This window comes from Arthrobacter sp. ISL-5, assembly GCF_018613835.1.
Lineage (GTDB): Bacteria > Actinomycetota > Actinomycetes > Actinomycetales > Micrococcaceae > Arthrobacter.
The window spans coordinates 240,842-254,061 of record NZ_JAGGPM010000035.1 but is presented as its reverse complement, the minus strand read 5'-3'; the positions used below and the strand labels follow the sequence as shown (position 1 = coordinate 254,061).

General features: G+C 68.4%; 10 protein-coding genes. 3 read left to right on the top strand and 7 right to left on the bottom strand.

Annotated elements, in window-relative coordinates; translation table 11 throughout:
* Positions 1 to 116: 116 nt before the first annotated feature.
* Together J7I89_RS19900 and J7I89_RS19895 are read left to right on the top strand one after the other, a co-directional pair.
* On the top strand, positions 117 to 1,838 hold the full coding sequence (locus tag J7I89_RS19900; RefSeq protein WP_214973772.1) for a sensor histidine kinase: 1,722 nt from the start codon (positions 117 to 119) through the stop codon (positions 1,836 to 1,838).
* Positions 1,839 to 1,862: 24 nt separating this feature from the next.
* On the top strand, positions 1,863 to 2,525 hold the full coding sequence (locus J7I89_RS19895) for a response regulator (protein WP_214973770.1): 663 nt from the start codon (positions 1,863 to 1,865) through the stop codon (positions 2,523 to 2,525).
* 71 nt (positions 2,526 to 2,596) lie between these two features.
* Here the strand turns inward: J7I89_RS19895 and J7I89_RS19890 are convergent, their stop codons facing one another.
* Together J7I89_RS19890 and J7I89_RS19885 are read right to left on the bottom strand one after the other, a co-directional pair.
* Positions 2,597 to 2,980, bottom strand: coding sequence for a RidA family protein (locus J7I89_RS19890; protein WP_214973768.1), 384 nt, complete (start codon positions 2,978 to 2,980; stop codon positions 2,597 to 2,599).
* Between the two features lie 92 nt (positions 2,981 to 3,072).
* On the bottom strand, positions 3,073 to 3,576 hold the full coding sequence (locus tag J7I89_RS19885; protein ID WP_214973766.1) for a GNAT family N-acetyltransferase: 504 nt from the start codon (positions 3,574 to 3,576) through the stop codon (positions 3,073 to 3,075).
* Positions 3,577 to 3,735: 159 nt separating this feature from the next.
* Here J7I89_RS19885 and J7I89_RS19880 point away from each other — a divergent pair, with 159 nt between their 5' ends.
* A complete protein-coding gene (locus tag J7I89_RS19880) occupies positions 3,736 to 4,248 on the top strand; it encodes a cupin domain-containing protein (RefSeq protein WP_214973764.1) in 513 nt (170 codons plus the stop codon).
* Between the two features lie 40 nt (positions 4,249 to 4,288).
* Here the strand turns inward: J7I89_RS19880 and J7I89_RS19875 are convergent, their stop codons facing one another.
* The 5 genes from J7I89_RS19875 to J7I89_RS19855 form a co-directional block, all read right to left on the bottom strand.
* Complete coding sequence (locus J7I89_RS19875) at positions 4,289 to 5,110, bottom strand: inositol monophosphatase family protein (RefSeq protein ID WP_214973762.1); 822 nt, start codon at positions 5,108 to 5,110, stop codon at positions 4,289 to 4,291.
* Positions 5,107 to 7,377, bottom strand: a complete 2,271-nt coding sequence (gene ligA, locus J7I89_RS19870) for an NAD-dependent DNA ligase LigA (RefSeq protein ID WP_214973760.1) — start codon at positions 7,375 to 7,377, stop codon at positions 5,107 to 5,109. The genes J7I89_RS19875 and ligA overlap by 4 nt, the downstream gene beginning before the upstream one ends.
* Positions 7,378 to 7,391: 14 nt before the next feature.
* Positions 7,392 to 7,952 (bottom strand): hypothetical protein, encoded by a 561-nt coding sequence (locus tag J7I89_RS19865; RefSeq protein WP_214973843.1) that lies wholly within the window; start codon positions 7,950 to 7,952, stop codon positions 7,392 to 7,394.
* Between the two features lie 88 nt (positions 7,953 to 8,040).
* Entirely contained in the window at positions 8,041 to 12,504 is a 4,464-nt protein-coding gene (locus J7I89_RS19860; protein ID WP_214973758.1) for an FtsK/SpoIIIE domain-containing protein, read from the bottom strand.
* Complete coding sequence (locus J7I89_RS19855; protein ID WP_056629415.1) at positions 12,501 to 13,205, bottom strand: hypothetical protein; 705 nt, start codon at positions 13,203 to 13,205, stop codon at positions 12,501 to 12,503. The genes J7I89_RS19860 and J7I89_RS19855 overlap by 4 nt, the downstream gene beginning before the upstream one ends.
* Positions 13,206 to 13,220 lie beyond the last annotated feature (15 nt).

Below are 13,220 nucleotides of genomic sequence, written 5' to 3'. Positions count from 1 at the left end.
AGTGCCTTTGGCTCAATTGATTGGCATACTGCTTATTGGGAGCATTTTGCGCATTCTGCTCACGCACCCCGGCGGCGTGCGCACAAGCCCCGCCCACATCCCGTCCAAGGAGTCCAATGACGAGCCCCGCCCGCAGGCTGCCACTCAGGTTTTCCACGCAGACGCTGCTCCTGCAGCTCGGCGTGGTGCTGCTCGTGGTGCTCCTGAGCGGCGCGGTGCATGCATGGCTCACGTATGAACGCCTGGGCCGCGAGGCGGAAAACCAGGCGCTGACGCTCGCCCGGACAGTGGCTTCGGACCCGTCCGTCAGGGCCGAGGTGCAGGCCATCAGCCGGCAGGCCGGCACTCCCCCGCCGGCCGAACTGCTGGCCGGTCCGCTCATGGCGGCGGCCGAGGGGGCGCGCACGCGCACCGGCGCCCTCTTCGTGGTGGTCACGGACGAGACGGGACTCCGGCTTGCCCACCCCGAAGCCGAACGGCTGGGCGAGCGGGTCAGCACGGACCCGTCCGAGGCGCTCGCCGGCCGCGAAGTCACCACCCGCAACACGGGAACGCTGGGGCCGTCGGCCGGGGCGAAAGTGCCGGTGTTTGCGCCCGGTTCCGGCTCCGGCGGTGCGTCTCCAAGCGTCGTGGGCGAGGTGAGCGTCGGCTATTCCACGGAGACCATCGGGCAGAGCCTGCGCCGGGACATCGGGCCCATCGTCCTGACGGCAGCCGGCTCACTGCTGGCGGGCGTCCTGGCCTCGTTCCTGCTCCGGCGCAGGCTGCAGCGGCTCACCCTGGGCCTCGAACCCGAGGAAATCAGCACCCTGGTCCACGACCAGGTGGCCGTGCTGGAGGGCGTGGATGAGGGCGTGGTCGGCATCTCCGCGGAAGGCCGCATCAGCGTCTTCAACGCCGCGGCCCAGCGGTTCCTCGGCCAGCCGGACCTGTCCGGAAGCCTCTGGAAGGCGGCACCGGTCCCTCCCCAGCTCAAGGCTCTCACGCAGGCTGACGCCAGGGAAGGCGAGGCCGTGGAGCTCATCGCCGGCGGTCAGGTCCTGGTGGCGAGTGCCCGCAAGGCCCTGCACCGCAAGGAGGACCTTGGCTGGGTGGTCATGCTGCGCGACCGCACCGAGCTGCAGCAGCTGACACGCCAGCTCGACGCCGTCGGAACCATGTCCTCGGCCCTGCGGGCGCAGCGGCACGAGTTCGCCAACCAGCTGCACACGATCGCGGGTTTCATGAGCATCGGCCAGCACCAGCAGGCGCGGGAGTACCTCGAGCGGCTCGCAGCCACCGGGCCCCTGAAGTTCCCGGTGGACCAGGCCGAACTGCTTCAGGATCCCTACCTCCAGGCCTTCATCGGGGCCAAGGGCGTGGAGGCCGACGAACGCGGCGTCACGCTGCGGATCGGGCCCGAGACTCTCGTGCGCGGCCAGGTGACGGATCCGCAGGATGTCACCACGGTCCTCGGAAACCTGATCGACAACGCCGTCAACGCGGCGGTGGCCGGCTCTGCCGGCGAGCGCTGGGTGGAGCTGGAGCTGCTCGACGAACCGACCGACGACGGCGGGACCCTGCACATCGTCGTCGCCGATTCCGGCGACGGGCTGCCGGACTCCGCCGACCCGGAGGCCGTGTTCGCCGAAGGATTCACGACGGCGGGTGGCCAGGTCAGTTCTGCGGGTGGCCCCGCCCGCTCGGCCGGGGGCCACGGCCTGGGGCTGGCTCTCGCGCGGCAGCTGGCGCGGCGCCGCGGTGGCGACGTCAGGGTGCTGGAGCCCGGCGGCCCGGGCGGGCCGGGCGCCGTTTTCATGGCCATGCTGCCGGGCACCACCACGGCGCGCAAAGACTGAGGAAAAGGCGAGGATGGGACGATGATGTCTGAGGATTACAGGGTGCTGATTGTGGACGACGATTTCCACGTGGCCAAACTCCATGCGGCCTACGTGGACTCGGTGGCGGGGTTCCTTGCCCTGCCGCCGGCGGGTTCGGCGTCGCTGGCGCTGCAGTCCATCCACAGCCTTCGGCCGGACCTGGTACTGCTGGACGTGTACCTGCCCGACGCCTCGGGCCTGGACCTGCTGCATCAGCTGGACGTGGACACCATGATCCTGAGCGCGGCCTCTGATGCCGCCTCGCTGCGGACGGCGTTCCGGCGCGGCGCCCTCGGCTATCTGCTGAAGCCGTTCACTGCCGAGTCCCTGTCCCAGCAGCTGCGGTCCTATGCCCGGTACCGGCGGATCCTGGCCCAGCCGGGGTCGCTGGACCAGGACACCGTGGAGCGGGCAAAGCGTGCGCTCATCCCCGGCGACGTGTCGCCGTCGGCCAGGCCGCGGTCCGCCACGGAGGCGGCAGTGCTGGAATCCCTGGAGCCGGGCGAACAGTATTCCGCCGCCGAGGTGGCCGGGCGGGTGGGCGTTTCCCGCGCCACCGCCCAGCGGTACCTGTCCTCGCTGGCGGACGACGGCGCCGTCGAGATCCAGCTCCGCTACGGCACCACGGGCCGCCCCGAACACCGCTACGGCCTCCCGGCTTCCTAAGGGCGCGAACGAACACTTGAGGCCCCTGAATCGCGACTGGAAAGCGGCCTCAAGTGTACGTTCGCGCTTATCTAGCTGGTGCTCTTCTGGGCGACGAGTTCGATCTCCACGAGCATCTTCGGGTCAAGGAACGGCAGCACGTGCACGAGGGACAGCGTGGGGCGGATCTCGCCGAACACCTCGCCGTGGGCGCGGCCGGCGTCTTCCCACTTGGTGATGTCCGTCAGGTACAGCTTGGACTGCACGACGTCGGCGAACCCGAAGCCGGCGTCGGACAGGACCGCTTCCAACTTCTGGAGGATGTACTTGGTCTGCTCGTAGAAGTCGCTGCCGACGATGCCGTCCTCACCGCTGGCGGCGGTGGCGGAAATGTACAGCGTGTTGTCCACCTGGACTGCGCGGGAATAGCCAAGGGTCTGTTCCCAGACGGAACCGGTGCCGAATGTCTTGCGCATGGTGCGCCTTTCACTGGGGCCGCATGCCAGCCGACGCGTTTGGCAGCCGGGGAATGGGGCGGGGGAAATGAGTCGGCACCACTCTAGGGCGGCTAGACGTCCAGCCGGAAAACCAGCAGCTTTATGTCGGTGTCCGGCACGAACCAGTCACGCTCAGGGACCCGCCGGAAACCGGTCTTCCGGTACAGGCCGTGGGCGCTCTCCCACGTCCCGCCGGTGGTCAGGGCCACGGCGCGGATTCCGTCCAGCGACCTGGCGTGCGCGATGATCGCCTCCACCAGTGCCTGTCCGGCACCGCTGCGCTGCACGGCCGGGTCCACCACCAGCATCCGGAATTCGAGTTCGTCGTCGAGGGCGATGTCCGCATACGGCTCGCCGGCAACGGCCAGCGTCACGGACCCCACAATCCGGCCATCCCGTTCTGCCACCCAGATGGTGGCCTGCGCCGCCCGCCTGGCCACGTCCTGGATTTGCTTCATGTAGGGGTGGTCGGCGCTGTCGAAGTATCCCGCCGCCAGATAGGAATCGCGGGTGATCCGGGCTATCGCCTCGTAATCGGCGGGGACGGTTGGACGGACAATGATCTGCGGCTGCACCCGTCAATGCTAGTTCCAGCGGCCGGGTGCGCAGCGCGAAACAGCTGTTTCCGTGACTGATCTATCACTCGTTGGCCGGAAGCCAAAAGCTATGTACACCGCCTTGTGGCAGCAAGATAATTCGATGAACACCGGCAGAGCGAAACGAAGGGAAGGATCATGGGACATGAGGAGGCTCCGCGGCTTACCGTCGTGCAGCCTGGTGAGGGACGCGAAGGGACGCTGGGCAGCATTGGCGTCGTCTTCAAACTTTTGGGGGAAGACACAAACCAGCAGCTCTCGATCGTGGAGCACCCATTTCCGGTCGGGGCGCTCGTACCGCCACACATCCACACGCGTGAAGACGAGTACTCAATCGTCCTCGAGGGAGAAATAGGCTTCCGCTCCGGTGACCGCGAGGCTGTGCTCGGTGCGGGCGGATACATAACCAAGCCCCGAAATGAGCTGCACACCATGTGGAACGCAGGCAAAGTTCCTGCGCGCATGATCGAAGTGATCAGCCCCGCCGGGTTTGAGCACTTCTTCTGGGGCGTCGCGGACCAAATTGAGGCAGGCCTGCCGGACCCCGCGGTCATCGAAAAACTGGCGTCCGACTACGGGCTGCACTTCGCCGAAGCACCCTGGCTGCCGGACATCATTTCGCGCTACAACCTGACCCCGCCCCCGGGCTGACGTTGTCAGGCCCGGCCTGGCAGGCCGGGTGAGCAGTGTCTCAGAGCGGAAACTTGCCGGACATCTCCAGCGTTCCCGCGCACGTCCACGCGGTGAGGCGTTCCTCATCAGACGGCCCGCCGTTCAGCGGGCTGGTGAGCCGGGGGCGCCGCACCCAGCAGCCGGCTTCCTCGGCGATCAGGGCTCCGGCGGCAAAGTCATGTTCGTTGAGTCCCCGCTCGCCGAACGCATCGTGCGTGCCATCGGCCACCAGGCAAAGGTCCAGGGCCGCCGAACCGAGCCGCCGCATGTCCGCGAACCCCTCCATGAAGCCGCCCAGCGCCCCCGCCTGCTCCGCCCGGACCGCCGGATCGTAGCTGAACCCGGTGGCCAGGATCTGGCCGGCCCGGCCGGACACGGGACCGGTGAGCTGGACGCGGTGGCCGTCCTGTTCGAGCCAGGCACCGTGGCCCCTGGAGGCGTAGTACACGCGCCCCAGTGCCGGGGCGTTGACGACGCCGGCCAGCCACACGCCGTCGGCGTCGGCAACTGCGACGGAGGTGGCGTAATAGACGATGTTGCGGATGAAGTTGGTGGTGCCGTCCAGCGGGTCAATGGACCACCGGAGCCCGCTGGGATTCTCGGGGCGGGTGGTCCCGTGCTCCTCGCCGGTGATGGTGTCCTGCGGGCGGGCGCCGCGGATGGCGCTGCGGACCGCGTTCTCGGCCGCTACGTCAAATGCAGTGACCCAGTCGCCCGCCTCGCCCTTGTTGCTGACGGTGCCGTCCGCCAGCGAACCGCTGCTCCGGGCGGACAGCACGGCGGCGCCGGCCGCGGCGGCTGCCTTGGCCACGCCGAGCAGTTCAGAAGGATCCGTGCTCATTCGGTACCGTTCCCGTCGTCGTCCGGATCCTGCGGAGCACCCTCCGGCTCGGCAGCCCCGGCAGCCGGTCCGTTGGCCAGCAGTTCCCGGAACCCGTCCTCATCGAGGACGGGAACGCCCAGCTGCTCCGCTTTGTCCAGCTTGGTGCCGGCATTTTCGCCGGCCACCAGGTAACTGGTGTTCTTCGACACCGAACCGGCAGCCTTGCCGCCGCGGATCAGGATCGCTTCCTTGGCCTCGTCCCGGCTGAAGCCCGGCAGGGTTCCGGTGACCACGATGGTCAGCCCTTCGAGTGTGCGCGGGGTGGATTCGTCCCGTTCGTCCGCCATCCGCACGCCGTCAGCGGCCCAGGTGTCCACGATTTCGCGGTGCCAGTCTTCAGCAAACCATTCCTTCAGGGCCGCGGCGATCACCGGGCCCACACCGTCGACGTGCGCGAGTTCGTCCTCGGAAGCCTGCCGGATGGCGGCCATGGATCCGAATGCCGTGGCAAGGGCCCGCGAGGCCCGGGGCCCGACGTGGCGGATGGACAACGCCACCAGAACGCGCCACAGCGGCTGGGTTTTTGCCTTTTCCAGTTCGTTGAAGAGCTTTTCGGTGGTGGCGGTCGGCTTCGACGGTGACTTGGCCGTGCCCTTGCTGTAGAAGTACGGCACGAGTTCGAATTCGCCCGTGCCCACACCCTTGGACCGTTTCTCACGCCGGATGCGGACTCCGGCGAGGTCCTCGCGGGTGAGCCGGAACAGTGTGGCCTCGCTGGTGAGCGGCGGAGTTTCCGGTTCGGCCGGCTGGGTCAGGGCGATGGCTGCCTCCCAGCCGAGGGCCTCAATGTCGAAGGCACCGCGGCTGGCCACATGGAAGATGCGTTCGCGCAGCTGCGCCGGGCAGGAGCGTGCGTTGGGGCAGCGGATGTCCACGTCCCCTTCCTTCCCGGGAGCAAGCGGTGTTCCGCAGGACGGGCATTCCGTGGGCATTACAAAATCCCGCACCGGCGGGTCCTGCTGGTCCCGGAGCGCCAGCACCGGGCCCACGATCTCCGGGATGACGTCCCCGGCTTTCCGGAGCACCACGATGTCGCCGATCTTCACGCCCTTGGCCTTGACGACGTCTTGGTTGTGCAGGGTGGCCATTCCCACGGTGGAGCCGGCCACCTTGACGGGCTCCATCACGCCAAAGGGTGTGACCCTTCCGGTGCGCCCCACATTCACTGCGATATCCAGCAGCTTGGTGTGGACTTCCTCCGGCGGATACTTGTAGGCGACGGCCCAGCGCGGCACACGGGACGTGTACCCGAGGGCCCGTTGGGTGGCGAAATCGTCCACCTTGACCACAATGCCGTCAATTTCGTGCGTGAGGCTGTGCCGCTTGTCGCCGTAGCGTTTGATGAAATCGAGGACCTCTTTGAGGCTGCCAAGAAGCTCGAAGTAGGGACTCGTGGGCAGGCCCCATTCGGCGAGCTGGCGGTACGTGTCCGACTGGCTGACCGTTTCCAGCCCTTCGCGGACGCCGATGCCGTGGACGTACATACGCAGCGGACGCTTGGCGGTTTCCGCCGGGTCCTTCTGGCGCAGCGAGCCGGCCGCCGCGTTGCGGGGATTGGCCAGTGGCGCCTTGCCGGCCGCAATCAGTGCCTCGTTGAAGTCGGCGAAAGCCTGGGACGGAATGAAGACCTCGCCGCGGACCTCCATCTCGGCCGGGAAATTTCCGCCCGTCAGCTGCTGCGGGATTTCCTTGATGGTCAGGACGTTGTGGGTGATGTCCTCACCGGTGTAGCCGTCCCCGCGGGTGGCTGCGCGGACCAGTTTGCCGTCGCGGTAGAGCAGGTTGACGGCCAGGCCGTCGATCTTGAGTTCGGTGAGCCAAGAAACCTGGTGGTCGCCGACTTTGGCAATGCCGGCCTCGGCCTTGGCGATCCAGGCCTCGAGTTCCTCGAGGGAGAACACGTCCTCGAGGCTGTACATGCGCTGGAGATGTTCGACGGCGGCAAACGCCGCCGACACTTCCCCGCCCACCTCCTGGGTGGGTGAATCGTTGGACACCAGCTCGGGGTGCAGCGCCTCGAGTTCCTCCAGCCGGCGGAAGAGGGTGTCGAACTCGGCATCCGAGACGAGCGGCTCATCCTCCTGGTAGTACGCAAACCGGTATTTCCGGACGAGGTCCGCCAGGTTCTCGTATTCCTCACGGACCGACTCCGGCGGAATCATTTCCGGCTCGAGCTGGTCAGTTCCGGTAGCTGCCTTGTCTGCGGGGCCTGATGCTGTGCTCACAGACCTATCTTGCCTCACCAGTGGCCCGAGAGGCGGTTCCGGCTCCACAGGGCGAACACGAGTCCGGCGAAGCCCACCAGCAGGACGCCTCCCATGATGGCGAAGACACCCAGGGATCCGCCGGGGCCCTCGTCGCCGGTGCTGACGGCCGCTGCGTGGCTCGCCTTCGCCGGTTTTTCAATCGGCTTGTTCCAGTTGGATTCGGCCGTCGGGCTGGATTCCGATCGGCTCGGCGAGGCACTGGCAGTGGCGCGGGCCGACGTCGTGCGGGTGGCGGTCGCGGACGGTGTCACCGTCGTTTGCCCCGTGGCCGGAGCGGGTGCAGCCGGTGCGGGGGCCACGGGAGGAGCCGGAGCGACCGTCGGTGCCGGCGCGGGGGCCGGCGCCTTCTTTGCAGGCTGCGCCTTCGACGGCTCAGGCGTCGGTGTCGGCGAACCGGTTGAGCAGTCCTGTGTGGGCAGGCACAACGGATCGGCGTGCGCGGGCCCCGCCGCGCCGGCCGCCGCGGCGAAGGCCAGCGCCGTGGCAGCGAGTCCGGGCGCCAGCGTTGTCCGCAGGAAATGGAGTCGGATCATTGGTTTCCTTTGCAGCTGCGCAGGACAGTCCACGCACCGAGTCTTGTCTCGGGTATCTTCCTACAGGGCGGCGGGGGTAGCAAATCCCTTACGTCCGGCTCTCCGGAGGCAGAGCAATCTGGAGTTTGCGCACTTTGCCCCTCCCCACGATGTAGCCCCGGCCCGGAATGAAGTCGGTGCTGACCCGTCCAAGCGAGGTATTGAGCAGGCTGTCTCCCTCGATATCGCCCGGATTGATCAGCAGGCCCCGCCTGCCGGACTTGAAGGGCTGGGCCAGCGACCAGGCCGAGGACCACGTGGACGTCTCGGACTCCCCGACCACCCACTGGTCGGCCTTGATGGAGGCCGCCACCAGCCGCTCCACGCCCGACTCCGCAAGGGTCCCCGTGAATTCAGTGAGGCCCTCGATGAAGATGGCAAGTTTCCCGGGGTTGGCCGAGGAATGGTCGGTCAGTGCCTCGACCGCTTCCTCGACGTCGTCCGGACCCACGAGCGAACGGTCCCAGACCGGCAGCGAGGCCACAGCCGACTTCCGCGACGCGATGTAGACGAGCTCCGTCCCGGGGTTGGACCGGCGCAGCGCGTAGGCGAGGGTCACCAGGGCCACGGTCCGGCCCGCGCCCGGCGGACCGGCCAGCAGGAGCGGGCCCTTGGCCATGATCGCGGCAGGCTGGAGCGTTTCGTCGTCGACGCCGATCACGGGCAGGTCCGGCCGGCCGGCCGGAAGGATGTCCAGGTCCACCTGCTCCGGCAGCCGCTCGATCTGCGGGGCCTTCTCGACGCCCTGGCGCAGCATGGCCTCGCTGAGCTTGTGGACCTCCCGCGCCTGCAGCGCCAAGTTGGAGTTGCCGCCCAGGACGGCGAGCTGCACCTCATGGCTACCCAGCAGGCCGCGCCCGGGAGGCGAGGCCTTGCCCAGGACGTCCTTCGGGACGTCCATCGTCATGTAGTCGTCCTCGGACGACAGGCGCAGCACCAGCCGGCGCTGGATGGACGCAAGCAACGACGGCGGCACGGAGTTGGGGCGGTCACCGGTGACGACGAGGTGGATCCCAAGGGGACGGCCGTCGGTTGCCAGCTGCAGGAAGAGGTCCCACAAGGCAGACAGGCGGCTGTATTCGTACGTCTCGCGGAAGGCTGACATGCCGTCCACGAGCACGAAGATGCGTTTCTCGTCGGGCATGCCGGCGAGTTTCCGGTACTCCACGATGGTGGACGCCCGGACCTCGGCGAAGCGGGCTGACCGGTCCTCCGCCAGGTCGCGAAGCCAGCGCAGGAGCCGGCCTACCCGCTCGACGTCGTCGCCGTCGATGATCTCGCCGACATGCGGCAGCTCTTCGAGCATTTTCAGCCCGGCGGAACCGCAGTCGATCCCGTAGACGTGCACCGGGCCGCCGCGCGGGGTGACAGCGGCAGCAATGGCGATCCCGCGGAGCGCGGCGGACTTGCCCGAGCCTCCCGTGCCGTAGATGGCCATGTTGCCGTCCTTGTCCGGCTCGTAGAAGACCGTGGGCTGGTCCTGGCGGGCGGGATCGTCGGCAACGCCGAGCAGAAGCCGCTCGTCCGTGCGCGGGTTGGGCAGCAGGGAGAAATCGTAGGTCATGGCCAGTTCGTTCAGCCACGGCTTGCGGGGCGGCCGGATGGCCAGCAGGTCCGCCGCACGGATGACGTTGGCCGTCATCCGGGCGATGTCGTTCGGACCGGACGGCTCCTCCTTGACCGGGGACTCCGGAGCCGGCGTCGCCCAGGCGGGGCCGGAACCGAACGCCATTTCCACAATGTCGATCTGCGGGCGCTGCGGCCGTTCGGTGGTCCAGCCGCCGGCGTACCCGGTCTGGAAGCCCTGAATGCGGCCCGGCCCGGTTTTTGCGGCGCCCCGGCCCGGAATGGAGGGGTCGAAGTAGGCGGCATCCGGCACGCCGAGGATGTCGGTCGCGTCGTCCTCGTCGGCCATGCGCAGCGCCACGCGGAGGTTGGTGTTGGCGCGCAGGCTCTCCTTGATGACGCCGGCGGGGCGCTGGGTGGCGAGGATCAGGTGGAGCCCGAGGGACCGGCCGCGGGCGGCGACGTCAACCACGCCGTCCACGAATTCGGGCACCTCGGTGGCGAGGGCGGCGAACTCGTCCACCACGATCACCAGGTACGGGGGCGCGTCGGGGTCCGCCTCACGCTGCAGGGCCAGCAGGTCCTTGGCCTTCTTCCGGTTCAGCAGCCGCTCCCGGTAGTGGAGTTCGGCGCGCAGCGAGGTCAGCGCGCGGCGCACGAGGTGCGGCGAGAGGTCCGTGACGAGCCCCACGGTGTGCGGCAGGTGCAGGCAGTCGGCAAACGCGGCGCCGCCCTTGTAGTCGACGAAGAGGAAGCTGACCCGGTCCGGGCTGTAGGCGGTGGCCATGCCCATGACCCAGGACTGCAGGAACTCGGACTTGCCGGCGCCTGTGGTGCCGCCCACGAGCGCGTGGGGGCCCTCATTCTTGAGGTCCAGGTACAGCGGCTCGACGCCCTTGGACCCCACCAGCGCCCGCAGGGACCCGTTGTCCTTGCGGTTCGCTACGGCGATGGTGCGGACCGAGTTGTTTTCCTGCCACCGTTCCGCGACGGCCTGCGGATTGTCCAGGAAGTCCTTGCCGATGAGCGCCGCGTAGGAGACGGCGCGGGGCAGGTTCGAGTCGTCTTCCAGGGGCTTTCCGGCGTCCACCACCGGCGACAGCATGCGCGCCAGCTGGCCGGCGAGTCCGGCGTCGAGGCTTTCGCAGCTCACGGGGTAGGTGTGGCGCCCCAGCCTCACCTGCCCGGTGGTGGTGCCGTGTTCGCCGTCGACCGCCATGAAGTCGCGGCACGCGGCCGGGAGGGCCTCCACTCCGGTGGCCACCCACAGAACGTGCACCCCGGAGTCGGGCCCGCGCTCCACGAGGCGGGTGAGCCTCCCCCGGTCCACCGGGGCGTCGTCCTCAATGATGACCAGCACCGAGGGCAGCACCGGGGCGGGGACATCCCCGGTTTCCTCATGGATGCCGGGCCGGTGGACGGGGCCGGCCGACTGCAGGGCGGCTTCGCGGAGTTCCAGGAGGTCCTCCAGCCGGGCCAGGAGGCTGGCACCGCTGGCAGAGCCGGCCGCGAGGTGGTCGCCGGTCAGCGGGCTGTGGCTCGACCCGACGTGCGGCAGCCACTGCAGCCAGTTCCAGCGTTCCCTCGACCGGGCGGAGGTGATGGCCGCCACCGCGACCTCGGCCGGCGAGTGCAGGCCGACGAGCTGCAGCACCATGCCCCTGGCCACGTCGTCGACGAGCCCGCGGGAGCCCGCGAGGCCGAACGAGCCGGATGACCGCAGCTGGGAGACCACCGGTACGCCTTCAATCTCGCGGAACTGGTCCAGGCAGTCCTCGATTTCGCGCCGGTACTCCGTTTCGGTTTCGCTGAAGTTCGGCTCCTCGAGCGGCACCCGCGACGGCACCGTGCCGAGTCCGAACCGGAGCCCCAGGAACCCCTGGTGCTCGGGCCGGTGGGTCCAGAGCAGGGGGCCAAGCTTGTAGATCGAATCGACGGTGTCGCTGACCGACGGCGCCTCCTGCAACCGGACGGCCCGTTCCACCCGCTGCAGCTCGGTGACGTCCAGCCGGAACGCGGCCATCGATTCCCGGAACTGCTTGAGCTGTTCCTTGCGTTCCCGTTTGGCCTGCAGTTTCTGGTCCACGTAGTGCCCCACGATGAACAGCGGCATCATCAGCATGAAAAGCATGGAAATCAGGCTTTGCGTGACGGCGAAGAGGACGGCCCCCATCATCAGCGGGGCTACCAGCATGATGTACGGGAAGGGGTGGTGGTCCTGCCGTTTTGGCCCCGCGGGCGGCACCCGCTTTGACGGGTTGAACCGGGGAACCACGCGCGGGGAACGGTTGAAGTCAACAAGGGGCGACGTCGGAGCGGCCGCGCCGCTGCGGGCCAGCGGCACCACGGTGAGCTCTGTGTCGCCCAACGTCACGGTGTCCGAAGAATTCAGCGTGGCCCGGGTGACGGGCAGCCCGTCCATCTGGAGGCCGTTGGCCGAGTTGGTGTCGACGATCTCGACGCTCTCCCCCACGGTGATGCGTGCGTGCCGCTTTGACGTCAGGGGGTCGGTGAGCCTGACGTCGACGTCCCGGTCCCGGCCGATGTAGCTGGTGCCGGACGGCAGCGAAAACTCCCGGCCGACGTCGGGCCCGGAAAGTATACGGAGGGTGGCGGCTGCGGGTCCGCGTCCGGGGGCCGGACCGCCGCCTGCTCCGGGAACTCCGAACTGCTCGCTGACCTGGGTCAGCGAAACAACCGATCCCGGCCGCAGGCCCGATTCCAGGAGGTTGTCGGCGCGGTCGAGGACGATGCCGCGCATCCCGCCGGCCACGAACGCCTCGTCGATCCGGAGCGAGAGGTTCGGCGGGGCGGGCTCATCCCGCCGGCCGGGGTCTGCGGTCCAGAGTTCCGTGGCGATGTCCGCCACGGTGGCGAGCCCGTCCACGGTGACTGCGAGGTCTTTGGCGTCCGCGGGGTCCCGGCGAAGCGTCAGTCGGATTCTCATCCTTCGTCGGTCCCTCTCATTTTTTCAATCAGGTACAGGTCATCGGCGGTCACGAGGTGGGACGTGACGGCATGCTCCACGAGCCGGGCGCGCCGGTTGGTGGCAAGCTTTCCCCCGCCTCCCCGGAGGCCGGCCACGCCGACCCGGTCCAGCTTGTCGCACACGTTGTCCAGCTTCCGGTTGAACCGGGTGAGCGCCCAGCCGAGGGTCTTGGCGGCGGCCGCGGAGGACGGAATCGCACTGAATCCTGTTCCCTCCCGCCGGAGCATTGGCTCGGCCAGCGCCACGATCAGTGCCTTTTGGGAGTCCGTGAAGACCACGGGCCCGATGGTGGTGTCTCCGGCACTCGAATCGCCGGGAGCCTCCTGCCGGAACGACGGCGTCTTCAGGTGGACGGCGAATTCGTAGGTGGTGGGCCCGGCCGTGAAGATGATGGTGGTGTGGCTGAAGACCAGCGGCAGGCGGGCGCCCGGGGACAGCCAGGCCTGCATTCCGCCGGAGCCGTCGGCCACGGTTGCCGAGAGCATGCTGCCCACGTTGCTGAGCCACCAGATGCCGTCGTACCTGGCAATCTGCAGGAAGCGCCGGTGCAGGTACGGGTTGTCATCCACCTCCAGGTCGCCCTCGCGGCCGATGCTGAAGATGTCCTCGTCCGTCGGCTCATACCATTCGCCGCAGAAATCTATGGCCAGGTCTCCCATTTTCAGTGTCTCCTC

What these genes read in the sequence shown, in the direction of transcription:
- J7I89_RS19890 (WP_214973768.1), bottom strand. Translation starts at nt 2,980, where the DNA reads ATGCGCAAGACATTCGGCACCGGTTCCGTCTGGGAACAGACCCTTGGC.
- J7I89_RS19855 (WP_056629415.1), bottom strand. Translation starts at nt 13,205, where the DNA reads ATGGGAGACCTGGCCATAGATTTCTGCGGCGAATGGTATGAGCCGACG.
- J7I89_RS19860 (WP_214973758.1), bottom strand. Translation starts at nt 12,504, where the DNA reads ATGAGAATCCGACTGACGCTTCGCCGGGACCCCGCGGACGCCAAAGAC.
- J7I89_RS19875 (WP_214973762.1), bottom strand. Translation starts at nt 5,110, where the DNA reads ATGAGCACGGATCCTTCTGAACTGCTCGGCGTGGCCAAGGCAGCCGCC.
- J7I89_RS19900 (WP_214973772.1), top strand. Translation starts at nt 117, where the DNA reads ATGACGAGCCCCGCCCGCAGGCTGCCACTCAGGTTTTCCACGCAGACG.
- J7I89_RS19895 (WP_214973770.1), top strand. Translation starts at nt 1,863, where the DNA reads ATGTCTGAGGATTACAGGGTGCTGATTGTGGACGACGATTTCCACGTG.
- J7I89_RS19865 (WP_214973843.1), bottom strand. Translation starts at nt 7,952, where the DNA reads ATGATCCGACTCCATTTCCTGCGGACAACGCTGGCGCCCGGACTCGCT.
- J7I89_RS19880 (WP_214973764.1), top strand. Translation starts at nt 3,736, where the DNA reads ATGGGACATGAGGAGGCTCCGCGGCTTACCGTCGTGCAGCCTGGTGAG.